Raw genomic sequence first — 25465 nt, 5'->3', positions numbered from 1 at the left:
GCGGGCCCGACGACTCCAGGGTGTTCCACGTCACACCCGCTGCCCCCTGGTTGTGGAAAGGAATCCGCCCCCCATGCCCAAGGATCTGTACGACCTCGGAGAGGCTCCTCCCCTCGGTCACGTCCCGAAGCGCATGCACGCCTTCACCATCCGGCCCGAGCGCTACGGTGAGCCGCGCGAGGCCTTCGCCCACGAGATCGTCCCGGTTCCCGAGCTCGAACCCGAGCACGTGCTCGTCTACAGCATGGCCGCGGGGGTGAACTACAACAACGTCTGGGCGGCCAAGGCCCACCCGGTCGACGTCATCGCGATGCGCCGCAAGCAGGGACGGACGGAGGACTACCACGTCGGCGGCTCCGACTGCTCCGGCATCGTCTGGGCGGTGGGGGAGAACGTGCGCGGGGTGAAGGTCGGTGACCACGTCATCGTCGCCCCCGGCCAGTGGGACGAGAGCTCCGAGGACATCCGCCTGGGCCGCGACCCGGTCGCCTCCACGAGCATGCGGGTGTGGGGCTACGAGAACAACCACGGCTCCTTCGGTCAGTTCACCCTGGTCAGGGACGTCCAGTGCCACCCCAAGCCCGCGCACCTGCCCTGGGACCAGGCCGCCGGATTCCTGGCCAGTGTCGCGACCGCCTACCGGCAGCTCTTCGGCTGGTACCCCAACGTGGTCCGGCCGGGCGACCCGGTGCTGATCTGGGGCGGGGCCGGAGGCCTGGGAACCGCGGCGATCCAGCTGGTCCGCAACGCCGGCGGCCGGGCCGTGGCGGTGGTCTCCAGCGAGGCCAAGGCCAAGGTGTGCCGGGACCTCGGCGCGGTGGGCACGATCCTGCGCACCGAGTTCGACCACTGGGGCAGGGTGCCCGACGAGTCCGACGCCGACGCCTACGCGGCGTGGTTCGGTGGCGTGCGCGCCTTCGGCCGTGCGTTCTGGGAGGTACTGGGGGAGCGCAGGTCGCCGCGGATCGTCTTCGAGCACACGGGGGCCGACACGCTGCCCACCTCGCTGTACCTGTGCGACAACGAGGGAATGGTGGTGACCTGCGGGGCGACGTCCGGTTTCCAGGCCGACATCGACCTGCGCTTCCTGTGGATGCGGCTCAAGAGGCTCCAGGGCTCGCACTTCGCCTCGCCCGCGCAGTGCCGGATGGCCATCGACCTGGTGGCCAACGGCCAGGTGGACCCGTGTGTGAGCGAGGTGGTGGACTTCGACCGGATCGGTGAGGCCCACCAGATGATCAGTGACAACATCCACCCCCCGGGCAACATGGTGGCCCTTGTCAACGCCCAGCGGGGCCAGGTCGGTTGGGAGGTGGACCCCGTTCCGGGGGACGTGTGACCCCTGGGACGGGTATCGGATCAGCGGCTCTGGGCCCTAGTCGGACAAAACACATAAATGATATTTGTCGGACTAGGTGGCAGCGCCCTCTGCGGAGGCTCCTGTGCATGTCAGGGCCGTTGTACCGAACCATTTCAGATGTTTCTTGGGTTCTTCTGCCAAGTCGGGGAGCCTTTGTTAGTCTGGCGACCCGAAGGACATTTACCAGTGGAAGCGTAGGAATGGTGCGGGTTGTGGGTGTCTGTCACCGGCTTCGGAGATCATCCGCTCCCCACCCCCCAGGATCCGGGTTCCGTCGGGCCCCTCTTCCCGGTACGGGGAGCGTCGGGCCCCGAGTCCCCGAGTTGCCAGTCTCCTCGGTCGGATCGGCAGTGGGGGCCGCCGACGGCCCGCTCACCCTATTCGAGGAGACGAGACAGTGGCAGAGGCGTCGCCGGAAGGCGGCTCCACCCCCGAGGTGAACGGGGGCGGGCCTGCGGCATCGATCGGGGAAGGGACCAGCGCCAAACGCGAGGGGCGTTTTCGGAGGGCCATCTACAGGATGGTCAGAATTCAGGAAAGCCGCTCAATGGAGACCGAGCAAGGACATTCCGTGCATCAGCCCGTGCATTCGCACTCTCAGAACCCCCGCCGAGCATCGGATGACGGGGAAGCCAAGCAGCCGAGCGGCCCGCCGGCGAGGGACACGGTGGACGACAGGGGCATCGGCCCCTTCTCCGGCCCTGCCGAGAAGGGATACCAGCCCCCGATCAGGGGAAACGCACCCAACCCCTACACCTCTGCCCGGCACGTGGAGGTCGATGCCGCCGACCACGGCGGCACCTCTGCCGGCCAGTGGCACGGCGCGGGCCTCAACGAGCCCGAACCGCGCCGGGCCGAGCCGGCCCCCGAACCTGCCCGGGCACCGGAGAGCGGGGACGCCCGAGGCACGGGGTCCCCGGACGCGGTGTCGCGGGAGGAGCCCCTCCCCGCACCTCCGGCCGAGGCATCGCACACCGTCCCGGCCTTCCCCGAGGCGGCCGAGGCCCCGCAGACCGGTGCGGCACCGCACTTCCGGGGAGAAACGCACCCTTCCCCCGAGCAGGGGCAGTGGGCCTCCGCCGCGCCTCCGGCCGGGCAGGACCGGGGTGTCCCCACCGCGCCGTACCCCTCCCCCGAGCAGGGGCAGTGGGCCTCCGCCGCGCCTCCGGCCGGGCAGGACCGGGGTGTCCCCACCGCGCCGTACCCCTCCCCGGAACAGGGCTGGGACCCCTACGCCGCCTCCCGCCCGGGACCCGCGCCCCAGGCCCCCTACGCCCCCCACCCGGGCGGGTACGGGCCCCCGGCCCCCGAGCACCGGCCCCCCTACGGCCCCGGCGCCCACTGGCAGGGCGGCGACCCGCAGGCGCCGTACCCCGGTGGCCACCCCCAGGCTCCGCCGCAGGCCCACCCCTACCCCTTCTCCTCCCAGCAGCCTCCCGCACCCGGTTACCCCGTGCACTACCAGCCGCCGCCGGTGGTCGCCTACCAGAGCCCCTACGCCGCGCCCTTCTCCAACCCGGGCTACGTCCTCCAGGGCCAGCCGCTCTTCTACCCGTACAACCCCTACGGCCAGCCGGTCCAGCACGTCATCGTGCTCACGTCGGGACAGCCGCCCCAGGTGGTCACCGCCGATGCCGCCGGCGCCCTGCTCACAGCCTCCGCCCAGGAGGTCCGCGAGGCCCGGGCCGTCCTGGAGCGGGGCGGGGAGGAGACCCCGGAGGAGGCCGACGGTCCCGACGCGGAGGAGAGCGACACCGGAGCGGGCGACACGGAGGAGGGCGGCGAGCCCCCCACCGAGCAGGAACGGGGTGAGGACCCCGCCGGAGAGGCGGCCGAGGCGTCCGAGGCTGCCCCGGACACCTCCTCCGCCACGCCTCCGGACCCGGGCCCCTCCCAGAGCGACCTCCTCAACGAGGCACTGGCCGGTCTGGCGATGCGCGACCTCTCCCTCGTCGACGCCCTTCTGGAGATGGTCGAGGAGCTCGAGTCCGACGCCCAGGACCCCGATCTGCTCGACAAGCTCTTCCAGATCGACAACTTCGCGACCCGTATGCGACGCAACGGGGAGAACTTCCTGGTGCTCACCGGACACGACGGCGGCGAGTCCGACGCCCACGACGAGATCGTCCCCCTGCTCGACATGGCGCGCGCCGCCATGTCCGAGATCAAGGACTACCCCCGGGTCCGGCTGGGCAAGCTGCCGCAGACCTCCCTCACCGGTATGGCGGCCGACGACATCAGCCACCTGCTGGCCGAGCTCCTCGACAACGCCACGGCCAACTCCCCCGAGCACTCCCAGGTCGTCATCAGCGCCCAGGAACTGGACGACGGCCGCCTCATGGTCGTCGTCGAGGACGAGGGCGTGGGCATCCCCGAGGAGCAGATCGGCGAGCTCAACGAGCGCCTGTGCGGCTCCGTCGACCTCGGCGAGGAGATCCCCCGCCACATGGGCCTCTACATCGCCGGCAGGATCGCCCGCAAGCACGGTCTGGAGACCAAGCTCGAATCCCGTGCCTTCCGCGGGGTCAGCGCCTACGTGATCGTGCCCAAGAGCCTGCTGCGCGTGGCGACCCCCCGCACCCCCGGCCAGTCCCGGATGGCGGTGGCGCCTTCCGCGCCCAGGCCGACCGCGAGCACCGCCCCGGTGACCCTTCCGGCGCCTGCCCCCGGAACGCGCCCTGACGGCGGCACTTCCGCGGTCACCGCGGCCGGGCTCCCCCGGCGCAGCGCCACGCCGCACGGCTCCCCGCTGCGGATGATGCCCCGACCCGAGCCCGCCGGAGAGCGGAGGGGCCGGGAGGACACACCGCCCCGACTTACCGGAAACGCCCGGGCGGAGCAGATCCGCGACGAGATCGACGACTTCCTCGAAGGCGAGCGCGCCGCCGCCGAGGGCAGGGAGATCGACGACAAGGGCGAGGAATGACCCCCGGACCGCGCGTCCGATCCGGTAGAGGCGCGCACCCCCAGCGAAGTACGACCCCCGTCGAGGTAGGTAGGGCATGACTGAATCCATGAACGACAGTGTTGAGAACTTCTCGTGGCTCATCGACCGGTTCGTCCGGGACGTCCGCGGTGTCGAGCACGCCGTCGTGGTCTCCTCCGACGGCCTGGTCCTGACCCACTCCAGCGACTTCCCCGAGGAGCACGCCGAACAGCTCGCCGCGATCGCCAGCGGCCTGCACAGCCTCGCGGTCGGCGGGGCCGGCCTCTTCCAGCGCGGAGAGTGCGAGCAGCTGCTCGTCCGCTTCAACCACGGCCACCTGCTGATCATGGCGATCAGTGACGGCTCCTGCGTCGCGGTTCTCACCGCTCCCGGCAGCGAACTCAAGATCGTCGGCTTCCAGATGGCGAAGCTGGTGGAGAACGTCGCCCATGTGCTCACGCCGCAGCTGCGTTCGCAGTTGCGCGAAGTCATCCAGAACTGACGACGGTGGCCCGTTACAGTTCGGCAGGAATGAGGTTGCCACGGCAATGAGCTTTCGTAGGCGAAGGAGCAACCGTGTCCGCCCGTTCACCTTCACCGGTGGGCGGACGCGGTCACGGCATCCATTGATGGTGCAGACCCTGGTCTCGACGTCCGAGCCGGGACAGGAGCCCCCTGCCACCCTCATGCCGGAGTCGGTGAGGATCTACAGACTGTGTCGGGAGACGCGGTCGCTCGCCGAGGTGTCGGCCGAGCTCAACATCCCCTTGGGTGTCACACAGGTGCTGGTCAGTGACCTGGCCGAGCAGGACCTCGTGTACATCCACCCGACCATCACCGGCAGCAGTCCATCGGAAAACCAGGTTCTGGAGAGGGCTCTTCGTGGTCTCGAACGACTTTTCCAGTGACAGGAAGCGGTCCAACCGCAAGAAGATGTCGAGCAAGATCGTCATCGCCGGCGGCTTCGGCGCCGGCAAGACGACTCTGGTCCGCTCGGTGTCGGAGATTCCGCCTGTCACGACCGAGGCGATCATGACCGAGGCCAGCATCGGTCACGACGACACCTCGGTGACACCCGACAAGACAACCACCACCGTCGCGATGGACTTCGGTCGCATCACCATCGACGACGAACTCGTCATGTACATGTTCGGCACGCCGGGCCAGGCGCGGTTCTGGTTCATGTGGGACGATCTCGTCCGGGGCGCGGTGGGTGCGGTCGTCGTGGTCGACTGCCGCCGGCTCGCGGACTCCTTCGACGCCGTCGACTACTTCGAGACGAACAAGCGCATCCCCTACATCGTTGCGCTGAACCGCTTCGAGGACCGTCTCGACTACACCGCCGAGCAGGTTCGCGAGGCCCTCGAGGTCAGCCCCGAGGTGCCGATCATCGATTTCGACGCCCGCCAGCGCCTCTCGGGCGGGGAGGTCCTCAAGACCCTCCTCCGGTACGCCCTGGAGCACAACCGTGTCGGCGAGCCCGTCTCCTGACGGTCGGGAGTCCGCCCCTCCCGGAAGCCCACGGTCCCAGGAAACCCAGGAAAGTTAGCGACACATGCGCAAGATCCTCATCGTCGGCGCGGGCCATGCCGGCCTGCACCTGGCCCACGGGCTTCTGACCCATGGTTATGACGTCACGGTGATCACAGGGCAGTCCTCGCTGGAGATCCGTACGGGGCGCCCATCGATCTCCCAGTTCACCTTTCCCACCGCGCTGGAGTACGAGCGCAGGCTCGACCTGGACTTCTGGAGTGCGCTCTCCCCGCAGATCCGGGAACAGAAGATGTTCATCTTCAAGAGGGGCCGGCCGCCCGTGTCGCTCAAGGGGAGGTCGCACCACGGCAACGGCTACAGCGTCTCGGTCGACCGCCGGGTGAAGATGGCCGACTGGCTGGAGTCCTTCGAGGACCGCGGGGGGAAGGTCGTGATCCACGGGGTGACCGTGACCGACCTCGACTACTTCTCGCGGATGTTCGACCTCATCATCGTCGCGGTGGGCCACGGAGAGCTGGGCCAGCTCTTCGCCCACGACAGCAGCCGCTTCAGCGGTGCCCGGCCCCGTTCGCTGGCCCAGGCCTACGTCTACGACCTGTGGCCGGACCCGGACGGGACGGAGAACATCGGCTGGGAGGGGGTGACGGAGGAGGCGGGCAACATCCTCCTCATCCCGATCCTCACCCAGGAGGGACCGGCCCACAACATGCTCCTCGTGGACAAGAAGGGCGGGCCGATGGACGCCTGGCCGGACCGTCCGGGGCCGGAGGAGCAGCTGCGCCGGATGAAGGACCTCATGCGCAAGTACGCGCCGAACTTCTTCGAGCGCTGCAAGGACGCGGTGCTGGTCGACGGCCGGAGCACCATCATCGAGGAGCTGACCCCGCAGGTGCGCAACCCGGTGGGTGTCCTGCCCTCGGGCGGCAAGGCGCTGGGAATGGCGGACGTGGTGGTCACCATGGACCCGTTTGTCGGTCAGAGCTGGAACAACTCCACCAGGTGCGCCGAAGCCTATCTGGAGAGCATCATCGAGCACGGGGAAAAGGTCTTCGACGAGGAGTTCATGACCAAGGCCTTCGACCGGTTCTGGGAATTCGGACAGGACAACCAGATGTGGTCCGAGTTCGCGTCGACGATGGTCGAACAGGAGCTTCCCGAACACCTGATGAACGTGCTGGCCGCGGCCTCGGAGTACCAGGAGATCGCCGACCGCTGGGTCCAGGGCTGGGACTGTCCTTCCGACTACAAGTCGTGGCTGTTCGACCCCGAGATGGCGCGGCAGTACGTCGCGGCGATCATGCGGGCGGACGCCGGCTGACCCCGGTGTGTGCCCCCGAGCCCGGTGCCCGAAAGGGCCCGGGCTGTTTTCGGTTGCCCAAAATGAGGTTCGCCTCTGTTTTTCGTGTCGGTGATGCATCTATGGGCTGACAGTTAATGCCGCTTGTCGGGGCCGAAATTCGTGTCCAAAAAAGGGGTCTCTATTGTCAGTGCTCGAGGGCGCACGTTACGCTCCTAGTGGTTGGTTCCCGTTTGGTGCTGAATGGAAGTTCATGGGCTGGTTCTCGTGAACCTCAGAACTTTGGGTTCCGGTCTCCTTCACGATCCCGAAGTATGTGCGGGCAGAAGCCTGACGCGTGTAGGCGCACGTGCGGGCTGCGTACCGGAACCGCGGGTGGCCGAAACAGGTGGGGCAGTCGAGAGGGAGGACAGCGAGAGTGAGTGGCAGGCCGTCGGGGACCCGGACCCGGAGCTCCTGGGAGCCCATCGCCGTCGTGGGCATCTCGTGCAGGCTCCCGGGGGCCAGTACCCCCGAGGCTTTCTGGAGGCTGCTGAGCGAGGGGCGCGAGGCGATCTCCCCGCCCCCGGAGCGGCTGGGTGACGGTCCGGCGGAGCGGAGCGGCGCCTGGGGCGGCTATCTGCACGACGCCGAGTACTTCGACGCGGCCTTCTTCGGGATCTCGCCCCGCGAGGCCGTGGCGATGGACCCGCAGCAGCGGCTGATGCTCGAACTGGGGTGGGAGGCCGTGGAGCGCGCGCGGACGGCCCCCAGCTCCCTGCGCGGAACACGTACCGGGGTGTTCATCGGCAACATCAACTCCGACTACGCCCTTCTGCACGACCGGGGCGGCCCCGGTTCGGTCACCCACCACACCCTCACCGGTACGCACCGCAGCATGATCGCCAACCGCATCTCCCACTTCCTGGGACTGCGGGGCCCCAGCCTCACGGTGGACTCGGGGCAGTCCTCCGCCCTGGTCAGCGTGCACCTGGCGGTGGAGAGCCTGCGCCGCGGGGAGTCGGACACCGCCCTGGCCGGCGGCGTCAACCTCGTCCTCGTCCCCGAGAGCACCGAGCACGTCGCCCAGTTCGGGGGACTGTCCCCCAGCGCCCGGATCCGCCTCTTCGACGCCGGCGCCGACGGTTACGTGCGGGGCGAGGGCGGCGCCCTCGTCGTCCTCAAACCCCTCGACCGCGCCCTCGAGGACGGCGACCGCGTCCACGCCGTCATCCACGGCGGGGCGGTCCTCCACGCGGGCGGCGGCGAGTTCCTCACCCGCCCCACCGTGGAGGGGGAGGAGTCGGTGATCCGCGCCGCCTACGCCGACGCGGGCAAGTCCCCCGACCAGGTCGGCTACGTCGAGCTGCACGGCACCGGCACCCCGGCGGGCGACCCCGTGGAGGCCAAGGCCCTGGGCGAGGTGTTCTCCCAGGGGCGCGAGGAGCCGCTGCGGGTCGGCTCGGCCAAGACCAACGTCGGGCACCTGGAGGGCGCCGCGGGCATCGTGGGCCTGGTCAAGACCGTGCTCGCCCTGGAGCACCAGCAGATCCCGCCCACCCTCAACTTCTCCGAACCCGCCCCGGGGATCGACCTCGACGGCCTCGGCCTGTCCGTGCAGACCAGGCGCGAACCCTGGCCGAGCCACGCACCGCTGGCCGGGGTCTCCTCCTTCGGCATGGGAGGCACCAACTGCCACCTCGTCCTGGGCCCGGCCCCGGCGGGCCGGGGCGGCGGTGAGGCGGCGGCCACCCGCGTCCTCGACCCCGTCCCGTGGGTGCTCTCGGCGCGCTCGGAGGAGGCGCTGCGCGCCCAGGCGTCCGCACTGCACACCTACGTCTCCTCCAACCCCGGCCCCAAGGCCCGCGACATCGGCCTGTCCCTGGCCACGACCCGGGACGTGTTCGAGCACCGGGCGGTGGTCTTCGCCTCGGGGGACGGCGGGCACCGCGAGCTGGCGTCGGTCCACTCCCAGGGGGCCGTTGCCCCCGGCGGGCCCGGCCCGGTCCTGGTCTTCCCCGGCCAGGGAGGGCAGTGGCTCGGGATGGGCAGGGACCTGCTCGACGAGGAGGGGCTCCTCGCCGAGGTGTTCGCCACCCGGATCCAGGAGTGCGAACGCGCCCTGAGCCCCTTCGTCGACTGGTCCCTCACCTCCGTCCTGCGCGGTGAGCCGCAGGCCCCGCCGGTGACGGGGGCCGGGGCCTCCGCCGACGTGGTCCAACCGGTGCTGTGGGCGGTCATGGTCTCGCTCGCCCGCGTGTGGGAGACCCTGGGCGTACAGCCCTCCGCCGTGGTGGGGCACTCGCAGGGAGAACTCGCGGCGGCCTGCGTGGCCGGGGCGCTGACGCTGGAGGAGGCGGCCCGGGTCGTGGCCCTGCGCAGCCGGGCCCTGGCCTCGCTCTCGGGCAGCGGGGGCATGGCCTCGCTCGGGATCACCGAGCACGAGGCGGAGGAACTGGTCGCGACGTTCGACGACCTCCACGTGGCGGCGGTCAACGGACCCGCCTCCGTGGTCGTGTCGGGAAGCCCGGCGTCGGTCCGCGCCGCGGTCGACCACTGCGTGGACCGGGGGGTCCATGCGGGCCTCGTCGAGGTGGACTACGCCTCCCACTCGCCGCACGTGGAGCAGATCCGGGACCGGGTGGAGGAGTACCTCGGCCAGGTGCGCGGCCAGGCCCCGCGGATCCCCCTCTACTCCACGCTCACCGGCGCCGAGCTGGACCGGACCCGGCTGGACGCCGAGTACTGGTACTCGGCGCTGCGCAGCCCTGTCCGGTTCGCCGACGCCGTCGACGCCCTCGTCGCCGACGGGCGGCGCATCTTCCTGGAGGTCGGCCCGCACCCGGTGCTCTCCCACAGCATCCGGGCCCTGCTGGAGCGGGCGGGCGTGTCCGGCCACGTGCAGGAGACCCTGCTCCGGGACGCGGGGGACCAGGCGCAGCTGCTCACGGCCGCGGCGAAGGCGTTCAGCGCCGGGGCGGACGTCCGGTGGCCGGTGCTGTTCGAGAACACCGGGGCCCGCAGGACGGACCTTCCGACGTACCAGTTCCAGCGCCGGCGCCACTGGCCCGAACACGCGGCGGTGCAGGGCGCCGCCTCCGCGCCCCCGCCGGCGGAACCCGCGACCGGCCCTTCCGGCGACTCCCTCCTGGAACTCGTGTGCGCGCACACCGCGCGCGTGCTGGAGCGCGACTCCCTCGGCCCGGGGGAGGAGAACAGGGCCTTCCGGGACCTGGGGTTCGACTCCATCATGACGCTCGAACTCGGTGACGCGATGGAGGAGGAGACCGGTGTCAGGCTGGACGACACCGCCCTGTTCGAGGTGCCCACACCCGCCGGGCTGGCCGAGCTCCTGGCCGCCGAGACCGGGGCGCGCACGGTCGGCACCCGGCACGACCCGCCCGCCGGCGGGCCGGCCGTCCAGGCCCCGTCCGCTCCCGTCCCGGAGCGCCCGCGCCGCGACGACGACCCTGTCGCCATCACCGCGATGGCCTGCCGCCTGCCGGGCGGCGTGACCTCGCCCGAGGACCTGTGGCGCCTGGTGGAGGAGGGGACCGACGCCACCGGCGACTTCCCCGACAACCGGTACTGGGACGTGGACGCCCTCTACCACCCCGAGCCGGGCGTCCCCGGGCGCACCTACACCCGCCGCGGCGGATTCCTCTACGACGCCGACCTGTTCGACGCCGACTTCTTCGGGATCTCCCCGCGCGAGGCCGACGCGATGGACCCCCAGCAGCGGCTGCTGCTGGAGACCTCCTGGGAGGCGGTCCAGCGCGCCGGGCTGACCCCCGAGGAGCTGAGCGGCGCCCCGGTGGGCGTCTTCGTCGGCATGATGGCGAGCGACTACGGGCCCCGCCTCGCCGACCCCGAGCGGGGCGGCGACGGCGGCTACCGCCTCACCGGCTCCACCCCGAGCGTGGCCTCCGGCCGTATCGCCTACGTCCTGGGGCTGACCGGCCCGGCCCTGACCGTCGACACCGCCTGCTCCTCCTCCCTGGTGGCGATCCACCAGGCGGCGGAGGCCCTCCGGCGGGGCGAGTGCGACATGGCACTGGCCGGCGGCGCCACCGTCATGTCCTCCCCGGGCATGTTCCTGGAGTTCTCGGCCCAGGGCGGACTGTCCCCCGACGGCCGCTGCCGCGCCTTCGGCGCCGGGGCCGACGGCACCGCGTGGGCGGAGGGCGTGGGCGTGCTCGTCCTGGAACGCCTCTCGCACGCGCGCCGCGCCGGGCGCCCCGTGCTGGCCCTGCTGCGCGGCAGCGCCGTCAACTCCGACGGCGCCAGCAACGGCCTGACCGCCCCCAACCCCAGGGCGCAGGAACAGGTCATCGGCGCCGCCCTGGCCGCCGCCGGGCTGGAGCCGGGCGAGATCGACGCCGTCGAGGCCCACGGCACCGGCACCCGCCTGGGCGACCCGATCGAGGCCAAGGCGCTCATCTCCGTCTACGGCGCGGGCCGCGACGGCGAGCCGCTGCGGCTGGGCTCGCTCAAGTCCAACATCGGGCACGCCCAGGCCGCCGCGGGCGTGGCCGGGGTCATCAAGACCGTGCAGGCGCTGCGCCACGGCCGGCTGCCGCGCACCCTGCACGCCGACGAGCCCACCCCCCGGGTGGAGTGGGAGGGCAGCGGCGTGCGGCTGCTCACCGAGAGCGAGCCCTGGCCCGACACCGGCCGCCCCCGGCGGGCCGCGGTCTCCTCCTTCGGCATCAGCGGCACCAACGCCCACCTGGTCCTGGAGGGCGTCGCCGACGAGGGCGCCCCGGTGCTCCTGCCCGACCTGCCCTTCGACCGGCGCCGGCACTGGGCCGAACCCGCCGAGCCGCCCCGGCCCGCGGACGCGCCCGATCCCTTCGTCTCCGAGGAGGGCCTGGAACTGGCCGACGGCAGCACGGTGTTCTCCGGCGCGGTCTCGGCCGCCGACCACCCGTGGACCGCCGACCACGGCCTGCTGGGCCGCGTCCTGCTCCCGGGCACCGCGCTGCTGGGGCTCGCCCTGCACGCGGGCGCCCGCACGGGCGCGCCCGTCGTCACCGACCTCACCCTGGAGGCGCCCCTGCTGCTGCCCCGCGGCGGCGCGGTCACCCTCCAGGTCACCGCGGCGGCCCCCGACGCCGACGGCGGCCGGTCGCTGACCGTGCACTCACGGCTCCCGGGAGGGGAGTGGGTCCGCAACGCCTCCGGCCTGCTGGCCGCCGAGGCCCCGGCACGGGAGGCCCGGGAGGAGTGGACGTGGGAGGCCGCCGAACCGGTCGGGTTCGACGCCGCCGAGTCCTACGCCGCCCTGCTGCGGCGCGGCTACTCCTACGGGCCGGCCTTCCGGGGCCTGAGCGACGTGCGCCGCGGCCCCGGCGGTGTGCTGCTGGCCCGCACCGACCTGCCCGAGGGCACCGCCGCCGGTCCCGTCGCCGGACCCCACCCCGCGGTCCTGGACGCCGCGCTGCACGCGGCCCTCCTCCACGGGACGGGAGACGCGGCCGCCGCACTGGCACCGTTCTCCTGGAGCGGGGTCCGCCTCGCCGCCGACGCCCCGGCCGACGCCCTCGACGTGGTGCTCCGGCCCCTGGGAGGGGACCGCTACCGGCTCACCGCGCGCGGCCGCGACGGCACCGCGGTGCTCTCGGTGGACGAGCTGGCGATGCGCCCCGTCGACCCCGCCGCGATGCCCTCCCTGCCCGGCGAGGAACCGGGGCTGTACCGCCTCAGGTGGGACACCGTGGCGGTACCCGACCCCGCCCCCGAGGCCCCCGCCGACCTGCCGTCCCCCGAGGACCTCGACCTCGGCGCGCCCGTGCCCGACGTGGTCTACGCCGAGCTGCCCGCCCGCGCCGTCTACGCCGAGGGCGAGCCCGTGCCCGGTGCCGTGCGCGAGGGGCTGCGCTCGGCCCTGGAGACCGTGCGCTCCTGGCTGGAGGACGAACGCACCGCCCACGCCCGCCTGGTGCTGACCACCTGGCGCTCGGTGGTCACCCACCCCGAGGACCGGCTCGGCGGCCTGGCCGCCTCCTCCGTGTGGGGGCTCCTGCGCTCGGCCCAGCGCGAGCACCCCGACCGCCTCGTGCTCGTCGACTCCGACGGCTCCGAGGACTCCCACCGGATCCTGGCGGCCGCGGTCGGCACGGGCGAGCCCCAGATGGCGCTGCGCTCGGGCCGGGTCCTGGTGCCGCGCCTGGTGCCGGCGGACGAGGGCGGCGGACTGCTGCCGCCCGGGCCGCTGTGGCGGCTGTCCACCCGCGCCCCGGGATCGCTCGACGACCTGGCCCTGGTGCCCGCCCCCGAGGCGGCGGCACCGCTGGGCGACCGCGAGGTGCGCGTCGCGGTGCGCGCCGCGGGCGTCAACTTCCGCGACGTCGTGGTCGGCCTCGGCATGATCCCGGACGACTACGGGATCGGCCTGGAGGGCGCCGGGGTCGTCCTGGAGACCGGCCCCCTCGTCACCGACATGGCGCCGGGCGACCGCGTCGCGGGCATGTTCGGTGCCGCGATCGGCCCCGTGGCCGTCGCCGACCGGCGCCGCCTGGCCCGCATCCCCGAGGGGTGGACGTTCGAGGAGGCCGCCGCCGTCCCCGTCGTCTTCCTCACCGCCTACCACGCACTCGTCGACCTGGCGGCGGTCCGCCCCGGCGAGAGCGTCCTGGTGCACGCGGCGGCCGGCGGTGTCGGCCTGGCCGCGGTCCAGCTCGCCCAGCACATGGGGGCGGAGGTGTTCGGCACCGCCAGCCCGCACAAGTGGTACGTCCTGGAGGAGCACGGGGTGCCCCGCGAGCACCTGGCCTCCTCCCGGACCCTCGACTTCGAGGAGTCTTTGCGCCGGGCCAACGGCGGACGCGGCGTGGACGTGGTCCTCAACTCCCTCACGGGCGAGTTCGTGGACGCCTCGCTGCGCCTGCTGCGCGGACCCGGGGGCAGCGCCGGGGCCGGCGGCCGCTTCGTGGAGCTGGGCCGCACCGACCTGCGCGACGAGGAGGAGGTGGCCCGCGACCACCCCGGACGCGGCTACCGGTCCTTCGTCCTGCCCGAGGTCGACCCGGAGCGGATCGGCCAGATGCTGGAGCGCGTCCTGGACCTGTTCGCCGCCGGGAGCCTGCGCCCCCTGCCCCTGGCGGTGTACGACGTGCGCGACGCGCGGGAGGCCTTCCGGTCGCTCCAGCGCGGCGAGACCGTCGGCAAGACCGTCCTGTCCGTGCCCAGGCCCTTCCCCTCCGACGGCGCCGTCCTCGTCACCGGCGGCACCGGGACGCTCGGCCACCAGGTGGCCCGCCACCTGGTGGCCTGGTACGGGGTGCGCGACCTGGTCCTGGTCAGCCGCAGCGGCGCGGGGGCCCAGGGGCAGGACGCCCGGACCGAGGAGCTGCGCGCCCTGGGCGCGCGCGTGGAGGTCCACGCCTGCGACACCGCCGACCGCGCCCAGCTGACCCGCCTGCTGGACTTCCTGGACCGGCCCCTGGGCGCGGTCGTGCACACCGCGGGTGTGCTCGACGACTCCACGGTGCTGTCCCTGGAGCCCGAGCAGCTGGAGACCGTGCTGCGGCCCAAGGTGGACGCCGCCTGGAACCTGCACGAGCTCACCGCCGACCGCGACCTGGGCGCCTTCGTGCTGTTCTCCTCGATCACCGGCACCCTGGGCAGCCCGGGGCAGGCCAACTACGCGGCCGCCAACGTGTTCTGCGACGCCCTGGCCCACCACCGCCGGGAGCGGGGACTGCCCGCGCTCTCCCTGGCCTGGGGGCTGTGGGGGCAGGCCAGCGGCATGACCGGGCACCTGGACGGCGGCGACCTGGACGCGCTGGGCCGCGGCGGCCTCCTGCCGATGCCCACGGACCGGGCGCTGGCGCGCATGGACGCCGCCCTGTACCTGGACGAGGCGGTGGCCGTCCCCGCCCTGCTCGACCCGGAGAACGGCCCTGCGCTGCCGATCCTCGGCGAGCTCGCGGGCGGCCGGCCGCAGGAGGGTGCGGACGCCGGCGGGGAACCGCCGCTGTCGGCCGCGAGCCTGGCCGCGCTGCCCGACGCCGAGCGCGAGCGGGTGCTGCTGGAGGAGGTGCGGGTGTGCGCCGCCGCGGTCCTGGGCCGCCAGGAGGCCGACGCCGCGGGCATCCCCGCGGACCGGCCCTTCAAGGAACTGGGCATGGACTCCCTCACCGGGGTCGAGATGCGCAACCGCCTGGGCGCGGCCACGGGCCTGCGGCTGCCCGCCACGGCGGTCTTCGACCATCCCACGCCGCGGGCGCTGGCCCGCCTCGTGGCGGGGATGCTCCTGCCTCGGCAGGAGGAGTACCGGCCCGACACGGTCGAGGAGGCGGCCGGGGACGAGGGGGTCCCCGACGGCAGCCGCATCGACGACATGGACGTGGAAGGGCTGCTGGACCTCGCCTTCGGCGAGGACGAGGGGGAACAGGAGACCGCTGATGGCTACCGATAGCGACCAGACCGCCAAGCTCGTCGCCGCGCTGCGCACCGCGCTCAAGAAGAACGAGCGCATGCGCGAGGAACTGGACCGGACCGCGGAACCGATCGCGGTCGTCGGCCTGGGATGCCGGCTGCCCGGCGGCATCGACACCCCCGAGGCGCTGTGGGGGCTGCTGGAGGAGGGCGGCGAGGTGCGCGGCCCGCTGCCGGCGGACCGGGGCTGGGACCTCGCCGCCCTGCGCGGCGAGGGGGGACGCGAGCCGCGCTCGGCCATGTCCCGGGGCGCCTTCCTGGAGGACGCGGCCGGCTTCGACCCGGAGTTCTTCGGGATCTCCCCGCGCGAGGCCGAGGCCATGGAACCCCAGCAGCGCCTCCTGCTGGAGGTGGCGTGGGAGTCCCTCGAACACGCCGGGCTGGTGCCCTCCTCCCTGGCCGGCAGCGACACCGGCGTCTACGTCGGGGCCATCGCCCAGGAGTACGGCCCCGACGTCGCCGGGGCACCCGGCGACGGGTTCGCGGTCAGCGGCACCACCACCAGCGTCGCCTCCGGACGCCTGTCCTACACCCTGGGCCTGACCGGCCCGGCCGTCACCGTGGACACCGCGTGCTCGTCCTCGCTGGTGGCCGTGCACCTGGCCGTGCAGGCACTGCGTGCAGGTGAGTGCTCGCTCGCACTTGCGGGCGGGGCCACCGTCATGGCCGGGCCGGGCATCCTCACCGAGTTCACGCACCTGCGCGGCCTGGCCCCCGACGGGCGCTGCAAGGCGTTCGGGGCCGGGGCCGACGGCGCCGGGTTCTCCGAGGCCGCCGGGATGGTGGTCCTGGAGCGCCTGTCCGAGGCGCGCCGGCGGGGCCACCGCGTCCTGGCCGTCGTCCGGGGCAGCGCGGTCAACCAGGACGGCGCCTCCAACGGGCTCACCGCGCCGAACGGGCCCTCCCAGGAGCGGGTGATCCGCAAGGCGCTGGCCGACGCCCGGCTCGCCCCGGACGACGTCGACGCCGTCGAGGCGCACGGCACCGGCACCGCGCTCGGCGACCCCATCGAGGCGCAGGCGCTCCTCCACGCCTACGGGCGCGGGCGCGACCCCGAGCGGCCGCTGTGGCTGGGGTCGCTCAAGTCCAACGTCGGCCACGCCCAGGCCGCCGCCGGGATCTCCGGCCTGATCAAGCTCGTCCTGGCGCTGCGCGCCGGGGTCCTGCCCCGCACCCTGCACGCCGACGAGCCCACCCCGCACGTGGACTGGTCCGAGGGCACCGTGCGCCTCCTGACCGAGGCCCGCCCCTGGCCGCAGGCGGGGCGGCCGCGCCGGGCCGCGGTCTCGTCCTTCGGGATGAGCGGCACCAACGCCCACGTCGTCCTGGAGCAGGCCCCCGAGGAGGCGTCCGCGCCGGCGGGCGGAGCACCGGCGGGGGAGGCGCCGGCCGGGCCGCTGATGTGGCCGCTCTCGGCCCGCACCCCCAAGGCCCTCGCCGCCCAGGCCGCGCGCCTGCGCGACCGGGTCGCCGCCGACCCCGGCCTCGACCCGCGCGACGTCGGCTGGACCCTGGCCACCGCGCGCGAGGCCTTCGAGCACCGCGCGGTGCTCCTGGGCGGCGACCGCGACACCTTCCTGGCCTCGCTGGGATCCCTGGCCGAGGGCCGCCCCGACGCCCGCACGGTGACCGGGCGGGCCGAGACCGAGCGGCGCACGGTGTTCGTGTTCCCGGGGCAGGGCGGCCAGTGGCCGGAGATGGCGCGGGAGCTGCTGGAGCGGTCGCCGGTGTTCGCCGAGCGCATCGGCGAGTGCGGGCGGGCGCTGGCGCCGTTCACCGACTGGTCCCTGGAGGCGGTGCTGCGGTGTGAGCCGGGCGCGCCGCCGCTGGAGCGGGTGGACGTGGTCCAGCCGGTGCTGTGGGCGGTGATGGTGGCGCTGGCCGAGGTGTGGCGCTCCCACGGCGTGCACCCCGACGCGGTCGTCGGCCACTCCCAGGGCGAGGTGGCGGCGGCGTGCGCGGCCGGCGCCCTGTCGCTGGAGGACGGCGCGCGCGTGGTGGCGCTGCGCAGCCGCGCCGTGGCCGGGCTGTCGGGCTCGGGCGCCATGGCCTCCGTGGCGCTGCCCGAGGCCCGCGTACGCGCCGACCTGGCCGGACGCGGCGAGGACCTCCACGTCGCCGTGGTCAACAGCCCCTCCTCGACCGTGGTCGCCGGCGAGTCCGAGGCGGTGTCCGCGCTGGTCAAGGAGTACGAGGAGCAGGGCGTGCGGGCGCGGCGCATCGCCGTGGACTACGCCTCCCACACCCCCCACGTCGCCCGCCTGCGCGAGGAACTGCTGTCGTCCCTGGCGGAGGTGGCCCCGCGCCGGCCCGAGGTGCCCTTCCACTCGTGCCTGACCGGCGCGCCCGTGGCCGAGGGCGAACTGGACGCCGGCTACTGGTACCGCAACCTGGCCGAGCCGGTGCTGTTCGAACGCACCGCCCGGGCCCTGCTCGCCGACGGCCCCGTCCTCTTCGTCGAGGTCGGCCCCCACCCGGTGCTGGGCTCGGCCCTGCTGGAGACCGCGGACTCCGCCCGGGTGCCCGCCGCGGTGGTGGGCACCCTGCGCCGCGACCACGGCGGCACCGAGGGCTTCCGCGCCTCCCTGGCCGAGGCCTTCGCGGCCGGTGCGCCCGTCGACTGGACCACCGTGTTCGGCGACGGCGCCCGACGCGTCGACCTGCCCGCCTACGCCTTCCAGCGCCGCCGCTTCTGGCGCGACCGCATCGCAGCCCCTGCCGCGGCGGCCCCGGACACGGCGGCACCCGCCGAGGACACCGAAGGCCCCGCGTCCTGGACGCTGCCCGAGGGGCTGTCCTCCGCCGAGCGCGAGGCGGCCCTTCTGGCCCTGGTGCGCACCGAGACCGCGGCCGTCCTCGGCCACGGCGGGCCCGAGGACGTCGGGCCCCGCACCGGGTTCCTCGACGCGGGCGGCACGTCCCTGGGGGCCGTGCGGCTGCGCAACCGGCTGAGCGAGCTCACCGGTCTGGAGCCGGCGGTCACCGCGGTCCTGGATCACCCCACCCCCGAGGCCCTGGCCCGCCACCTCCGGGAACTGCTCGACGAGCGGACCGCCCCGGCCCTGCCGGCCCTGGACGAACTCGACCGTCTGGAGGCCGCCGTCGCCCCCGGGCTCGACGACGCCACCCGCGAGGAGCTGGCCGAGCGGCTGCGCGGCCTGCTGCGCCGCGTCGACACCCCCGCCGCACCCCCGACCGACCTGGACGACGCCGACGACGACCAGCTCCTGGCCCTGATCGACCAGGAGTTCGGGATCTCCTGACCCCGGCCACCGGACGCCCCCGAGAGCGGAAGAAGCAATGACGAACGAGACCAAGTTCCGCGACCTGGTCAAGAAGATGGCGGTCGACCTGCGCCGGGCCAACGCCCGGGTCGAGGAACTGGAGCAGCGCGACCACGAGCCGATCGCCGTGGTCGGCATGGCCTGCCGGTTCCCCGGCGCCGACACCCCCGAGGGCCTGTGGGACCTGCTCCTCCAGGAGCGCGAGGCCCTCGGCCCCTTCCCCACCGACCGCGGCTGGGACCTGGAGACCCTGTTCCACCCCGACCCCGACATCCCCGGGCGCACCTACGTGCGCGCGGCCGGCTTCCTCGACGGCGCGGGCGACTTCGACCCCGCCTTCTTCGGGATCAACCCCCGCGAGGCCCTGGCCATGGACCCCCAGCACCGGCTGGTCATGGAGACCTCCTGGGAGGCCCTCGAACACGCCGGGATCGTCCCCGCCTCCCTGCACTCCACCCCCGCCGGGGTGTTCGTCGGCATGGTCGGGCAGAGCTACGGCCCGCCCGTGCAGGAGTCGCCCGCCGAGCTCGTCCCCTACCGCTCCCTGGGCGGCATGCCCGCCGTCGCCGCCGGGCGCGTCTCCTACACCCTGGGCCTGACCGGCCCGGCCGTCACTGTCGACACCGCCTGCTCCTCCTCCCTCACCGCCATCGCGCTGGCCGTGCGCTCCCTGCGCGCGGGGGAGTCCTCCCTGGCCCTGGTGGGCGGCGCCGGCGTCTACACCGACACCTCCCCCTGGGTGTCCTTCAACGCCCACGGCGCCCTGTCGCCCGACGGCCGCTGCAAGGCGTTCTCCGCCGACGCCGACGGCACCGGCTGGGGCGAGGCCGCCGGAATGCTCGTGCTGGAGCGCCTCTCCGACGCCCGCCGCCACGGCCGCCGGATCCTCGCCCTCGTGCGCGGCGCCGCCCTCAACCAGGACGGCGCCTCCAGCGGCCTGACCGCGCCCAGCGGACCCGCCCAGGAGCGCGTGATCCAGCGGGCGCTCGCCGACGCCCGCCTCACCCCCGCCGACGTCGACGCCGTCGAGGCCCACGGCACCGGCACCCGCCTGGGCGACCCGATCGAGGCCAACGCCCTCATCGCCGCCTACGGCCGCGGCCGCGCGGGAGAACCGCTGTGGCTGGGCTCCCTCAAGTCCAACATCGGGCACACCGGAGGCGCCGCCGGCGTCTCCGGCGTGATCAAGACGATCCTGGCCCTGCGCGAAGGCGTCCTGCCCCGCACCCTCCACGTCACCGAGCCCACCCCGCACGTGGACTGGAACTCGGGGGTGTCGCTGCTGACCGAGGCCAGGCCCTGGCCCGCGACCGGCCGCCCCCGCCGCGCCGCCGTCTCCGCCTTCGGCGCCAGCGGCACCAACGCCCACGTCGTCCTCGAACAGGCCCCCGAGGCCCCCGCCCCCGAGCGCGACCGCGCGGTCCTCACCGCGCCCCGCACCCCCGTCCCGTGGGTGCTCTCGGCGCACAGCGCCGACGCCCTCGCCGCCCAGGCCGCCCGCCTGCGCGACCGGGTCGCCGCCGACCCCCGCCTCGACCCGCGCGACGTCGGCCGGACCCTGGCCACCGCGCGCACCGCGTTCCCGCACCGGGCCGCCGTCGTCGGCGCCGACCGCGACACCCTCCTGGCCCGCCTGGACGCGCTCGCCTCCGGGGCCCGGGAACCCGGCACCGTGCGCGGGCACGCCGCCGAGGGCCGCACGGTGTTCGTCTACCCGGGGCAGGGCTCCCAGTGGGAGGGCATGGCCCGGCAGCTCATGGCCGAGGTATCGGTGTTCGCCAAGGCGATCGCCGAGTGCGAGACCGCCCTGGCCCCCCACACCGACTGGTCGCTCACCGACGTCCTCCTGGGCCGCGAGGGCACCCCGCCCCCGGACCGCGCCGACGTCGTCCCCCAGGTCCTGTGGGCCGTCATGATCGCCCTCACCGAGGTGTGGCGCTCCCACGGTGTGCACCCCGACGCCGTCGTCGGCCACTCCCAGGGCGAGGTCGCCGCCGCCTACGTCGCCGGGGCCCTGACCCTGGAGGAGTCGGCCCGGGTGATCGCCCGGCGCAGCGCCGCCGTCCTCGACCTGGTCGGCAACGCCGCCATGGCCGTGGTCTCCCTCGGCGCCGACCGGGTCCGCGCGCGCCTGCCCGAGTTCGGCGACCTGCACGTGGCCGTGGTCAACAGCCCCGGCACCACCGTCGTCGGCGGCGACCACGCCGCGGTCGACCGGCTCGTGGCCGCCTTCACCGCCGAGGGCGTCAAGGCCCGCCTGTTCTCGGCGAACGTGGCCTCCCACATCCCCCGCACCGAGTCCGTGCGCGAGCAGCTGCTGGCCGACCTGGCCGACATCGCGCCCGCCCCGCCGCGCATCCCCCTCTACTCGCCGGTCACCGGCGGCCTCCTGGACCGGCCCGCCGACGCCGCCTACTGGTACGCCGGCCTCAGCGGCCCCGTCCTGTTCCAGAAGGCCACCGAGGCCCTCCTGGCCGACGGGCACACCGTGTTCGTCGAGGCCAGCGCGCACCCCGTGCTCACCGTCCCCGTCACCGAGACCGTCGCCGAGACCGGGGCCGCGGCCACCGCCGTGCCGACCCTGCGCCGCGACGAGGGCGGCCTGGAGCGCTTCCTCACCTCCCTGGCCCACGCCCACGCCGGCGGCGCCGCCGTCGACTGGACCACCGTGTTCGGCAGCGGGACCGGGCTCGTCGACCTGCCCACCTACCCCTTCCAGCGGCGGCGCCTGTGGCTCACCGCCGAACGCGCCGGCGGCGACGTCTCCTCCGCCGGCCTGGAGCCCGGGGACCACCCCCTGCTGGGCGCGGCCCTGCCCCTGGCCGAGACCGGCGCCACCCTGTTCACCGGCCGGATCTCCCGCACGAGCCACCCGTGGCTGGCCGACCACGCCGCCGGGGACACCGCCCTGATGCCCGGCACCGGCTTCCTCGAACTGGCCCTCGACACCGGGGACCGCCTGGGCAGCCCCCACGTGGAGGAACTCGTCGTCCAGGCACCCCTGGTCCTGCCCGAGCAGGGCGCCGTCCAGCTCCAGGTCGCCGTCGAGGCCGCCGACGACCAGGGACGCCGACCCTTCACCATCTCCTCCCGCCCCGCCGGCACCGCCCCCGACCTGGGCGGGCGCCCCTGGACCCGCAACGCCTCGGGCACCCTGGCACCCGAACCCGACCGGCCCGGACGCGACCTCACCGCCTGGCCGCCACCGGGCGAACCCGTCCCCGCCGACGGCCTCTACGACCGGCTCGCCGCCATCGGCTACACCTACGGCCCCGCCTTCCGCGGCCTCACCGCCGCCTGGGTCGACGGGGACGAGGTCTACGCCGAGATCACCCTGCCCGAGGAGCTGCGCGCCGACGCCGAGCGCTTCGGACTGCACCCCGCCCTGTCCGACGCGGCCCAGCACGCCGTCGGCTGCGCCCCCTGGATGCCCGACGACGGCGTCCGCATGCCCTTCAGCTGGAACGGCGTCAGCCTGCACGCCGCCGGAGCCGCCCGCCTGCGCGTGCACGTGCGCCCCACCGGACCCGACGAGGTCGCCATGGCGCTCGCCGACGCCGACGGCGCCCCCGTCGCCACCGTCGACTCCCTCGTGCTGCGCGCCCCGGCCGGCGACCCCGGCGCGACCGCCCCCGCCGACGACCTGTTCCACGTCGAATGGGTACCGGCACGGCCCGAACCCGGACCCGGACGCCAGGTGTGGGCCGTCCTGGGCGAGGACCTGCTCGACACCGCCGCCGCCCTCACCGCCGCCGGGCACACCGTGCGCGCCTTCCCCGACGCCGGCGCCCTCCTGGCCGCACTCGACGCGGGGGCGCCCGTCCCCGACCGCGTCCTGCTGCCGTTCCTGTCCGCCCCGTCCGAATTCGCACCCGGCCACGCGCACGACGCCCTCCGACGCGCCGTCGCCCAGGCCCAGCGGCTGCTCGCCGACGAACGCACCGAGACCGCCCGCCAGGTCCTGCTCACCTCCCGGGCGGTGGCCACCGGCCCCGGCGAGGACGTGCCCGACCTCGCGCACGCACCCCTGTGGGGGTTCGTCCGCGCCGCCGAGCACGAACACCCGGGGCGCTTCGCCGCCGTCGACACCGACGACCCCGGCCGCACCGCCCCCGTCCTGGTCACCGCGCTGACCGGCGGCGACCACCAGCTCGCCGTACGCGGCGGCACCCTGCTCGCCCCCCGTCTGGCCCGCACCGCCCGCGCCGCCGAACCGGTGTCCTTCGGCGACGGCACCGTCGTGGTCACCGGGGCCACCGGAACCCTGGGCGGCGAGATCGCCCGCCACCTGGTCACCCGCCACGGCGTGCGCGACCTGCTCCTGCTCAGCCGCAGCGGCCCCGACGCCGAGGGCGCCGCCGAACTGGAGAGCGGCCTGGCCGAGCTCGGCGCCCGCGCCGTCCTCACCGCCTGCGACACCGCCGACCGCGACCGGCTCGCCGCCGCCCTGGCCGGGCACCGCGTCACCGCCGTGGTGCACATCGCCGCCACCCTCGACGACGGCCTGCTCACCTCGATCACCCCCGAGGGCGTCGACCACGTGCTCCGGCCCAAGGTCGACGCCGCCTGGCACCTGCACGAACTCACCGGCGACCTGTCCGCGTTCGTGCTGTTCTCCTCCGCCGCGGGCATCCTCGGCAGCCCCGGCCAGAGCGACTACAGCGCCGCCAACGCCTTCGTGGACATGCTCGCCCACCACCGGCGCGCCCGCGGACTGCCCGCCGTGTCCCTGTCGTGGGGCCTGTGGGACCGGCGCGGCGAGGTCACCGCACGCCTGGGCGAGGAGGCCGTCAGCCGCTACGCCCGCCTCGGCCTGGCCGGGCCGATGGCCACCGAGCACGGGCTGTCGCTGCTGGACGACGCCCTCGCCTCCGGGCGCCCGCACCTGATGCCGGTGCCCATGGACCTGGCCGGAGCGCGGGCCCGCGCCGCCCGCACCGGCGAGGTCGCCACCATGCTGCGCGGACTGGTCCGCCCGCCCCGCCGCCGCGCGGGCAGCTCCGGCACCGGCCCCGCGGACCTGCGCGCCACCCTGGCGCGCACGCCCGCCGAACGCCGGGAGGAGCTGCTGCTGACGTTCGTGCTGGCCCGGACCGCCGAGGTCCTCGGCCACGCCGACGCCTCCGCGGTCGACGCCGACACCCCGTTCCTGGAAATGGGCTTCGACTCACTCACCGCCGTGGAGCTGCGCAACCAGCTGGGCGGGGCCACCGGCCTGCGCCTGCCCGCCGGACTGGCCTTCGCCCACCCCACCCCGCGCGACCTCGCCGCCCACCTGGACGCGGAGACGTCCGGCACCGCCGAGACCGGGGGCGCCGCCGCGCCCGAACCGACGGCGGGCGAGGGCCTGGTGGAGCTGTTCGTGGACGCCTGCAAGCAGCGCCGCATCGCCGAGGGCATCGACCTCCTGTGGTCGGCCTCGCGGATGCGGCCCGCCTTCACCGGCTCCCACGACATCGGCGCGCCGCGCATCCCGGTCCGCCTGTCGCGGGAGGGCACCGCCACCCGCCTCATCTGCCTGCCGTCGGTCCTGATGATCTCGGGGGTGCAGGAGTTCGCGCGCTTCGCCGGACACATCCGCGGCAGGCGCAAGGTGGACGTCATCGCCCAGCCGGGCTTCGCCGGCGGCGAGCCGCTCCCGGCCACCGTGGACGCCGTCGCCGAGGTGCTCGCCGACGCCGTCACCGCCTGCGCCGAGGGCGAGCCCTACGTCCTGGTCAGCCGCTCCTCCGGCGGCTGGGTCGCACACGCGGTCGTCGAGCGCCTGGAGCGCCTCCAAGCCCGGGGCGAGGCGAAGGCCCCGGTGCTGACCGCGCTCATGGACACCCCCGCCCCCGCCGACGTGGACGTCTCGGGGCTGCCCACCATCGAGACCGGCGTGGTCGAGCGCGGCGAGATGATCGGCATCATGGACGGCGTCCGCCTCACCGCGATGGGCGCCTACCTGCGGCTCTTCCGCGACTGGACGCCCGGACCGGTGTCCACCCCGGTGCTGCAGCTGCGCCCCGAACAGCCCACCGTCGACCGCGACGGCAACGAGCTGGAGTCCTTCACCTGGGCGGTGGACCACGAGGTCCTGCGCGTCCCGGGCGACCACTTCACCATGCTGGAGGGCCACGTCGACGTGGTCGGCGCCCTCTTCCACGACTGGCTCACCGAGAGGGGCATCTGACCCCACCCGGCGGCGGGCCGGCGGGGCCCGCACAGGCCCTGTCCGGCCCGCCACCGCGGACCGGACAGGGCCTTCCCCGGGGGCCGGATTCGCCACAGGGCACAGGCCGCACAGCCGGGTTTCGGTGAACCCGCTCAGTCGGGGTTCCCCTGGATCTGAGCGATCAGGTCGCGCACGGCTGCTGCGGTGTGGTCGTCGCCGCTGACCTCGAACAGGGGTACGGCTTGAGAGAGTGCTTTCACCGCCTCCTCCCGTGCTCCGGCGTTCGCGTGGTCCAAACCGAGTCCGAGCCACGCCATCGCTTCGCGGTGGGCGTCCCCTACCTGGTGGAAGGTCTGCTGTGCGCGGGTGTGGGCGTCGATGGCCTCGTCGAACCTGCGCAGCTGTTGCAGCGCTGTCCCGAGGTTGGTCCACGCCATCGCTTCGCGGTGGGCGTCCCCTACCTGGTGGAAGGTCTGCTGTGCGCGGGTGTGGGCGTCGATGGCCTCGTCGAACCTGCGCAGCTGGTAAA

General features: G+C 74.2%; 10 protein-coding genes. 9 read left to right on the top strand and 1 reads right to left on the bottom strand.

What is annotated here, in order from left to right; translation table 11 throughout:
* The first annotated feature begins 73 nt into the window (after positions 1 to 73).
* The 9 genes from ccrA (at position 74) to FHS13_RS13095 (ending at position 24954) form a co-directional block, all read left to right on the top strand.
* A complete protein-coding gene (gene ccrA, locus FHS13_RS13135) occupies positions 74 to 1339 on the top strand; it encodes a crotonyl-CoA carboxylase/reductase (protein WP_184291999.1) in 1266 nt (421 codons plus the stop codon).
* Between the two features lie 688 nt (positions 1340 to 2027).
* Positions 2028 to 4286 carry an ATP-binding protein gene (locus tag FHS13_RS13130; RefSeq protein ID WP_343065014.1) on the top strand — a complete coding sequence of 753 codons (2259 nt, stop codon included), beginning with the start codon at positions 2028 to 2030 and terminating at the stop codon, positions 4284 to 4286.
* 76 nt (positions 4287 to 4362) lie between these two features.
* Positions 4363 to 4788, top strand: coding sequence for a roadblock/LC7 domain-containing protein (locus FHS13_RS13125; protein WP_184291995.1), 426 nt, complete (start codon positions 4363 to 4365; stop codon positions 4786 to 4788).
* Positions 4736 to 5194, top strand: a complete 459-nt coding sequence (locus tag FHS13_RS13120; protein WP_343065013.1) for a DUF742 domain-containing protein — start codon at positions 4736 to 4738, stop codon at positions 5192 to 5194. The genes FHS13_RS13125 and FHS13_RS13120 overlap by 53 nt, the downstream gene beginning before the upstream one ends.
* A 25-nt stretch (positions 5195 to 5219) precedes the next feature.
* Complete coding sequence (locus tag FHS13_RS13115; protein ID WP_184291991.1) at positions 5220 to 5777, top strand: GTP-binding protein; 558 nt, start codon at positions 5220 to 5222, stop codon at positions 5775 to 5777.
* A gap of 64 nt (positions 5778 to 5841) precedes the next feature.
* Positions 5842 to 7098, top strand: a complete 1257-nt coding sequence (locus tag FHS13_RS13110; RefSeq protein ID WP_184291989.1) for a styrene monooxygenase/indole monooxygenase family protein — start codon at positions 5842 to 5844, stop codon at positions 7096 to 7098.
* Positions 7099 to 7495: 397 nt separating this feature from the next.
* On the top strand, positions 7496 to 15478 hold the full coding sequence (locus FHS13_RS13105) for a type I polyketide synthase (protein ID WP_184291987.1): 7983 nt from the start codon (positions 7496 to 7498) through the stop codon (positions 15476 to 15478).
* On the top strand, positions 15465 to 18761 hold the full coding sequence (locus FHS13_RS13100; protein ID WP_184291985.1) for a type I polyketide synthase: 3297 nt from the start codon (positions 15465 to 15467) through the stop codon (positions 18759 to 18761). Before FHS13_RS13105 ends, FHS13_RS13100 begins: the two co-directional genes overlap by 14 nt.
* A 37-nt stretch (positions 18762 to 18798) precedes the next feature.
* Positions 18799 to 24954 (top strand): type I polyketide synthase, encoded by a 6156-nt coding sequence (locus FHS13_RS13095; protein ID WP_184291983.1) that lies wholly within the window; start codon positions 18799 to 18801, stop codon positions 24952 to 24954.
* Between the two features lie 134 nt (positions 24955 to 25088).
* Here FHS13_RS13095 and FHS13_RS21510 read toward each other — a convergent pair.
* The coding region (locus tag FHS13_RS21510) for a tetratricopeptide repeat protein (RefSeq protein ID WP_246405267.1) at positions 25089 to 25465 on the bottom strand (377 nt) is incomplete at its 5' end.

The organism is Nocardiopsis algeriensis (assembly GCF_014203695.1).
Taxonomy (GTDB): domain Bacteria; phylum Actinomycetota; class Actinomycetes; order Streptosporangiales; family Streptosporangiaceae; genus Nocardiopsis; species Nocardiopsis algeriensis.
Note: the sequence above shows the minus strand (reverse complement) of the source record. Positions and strands in the feature narration are given on the sequence as shown.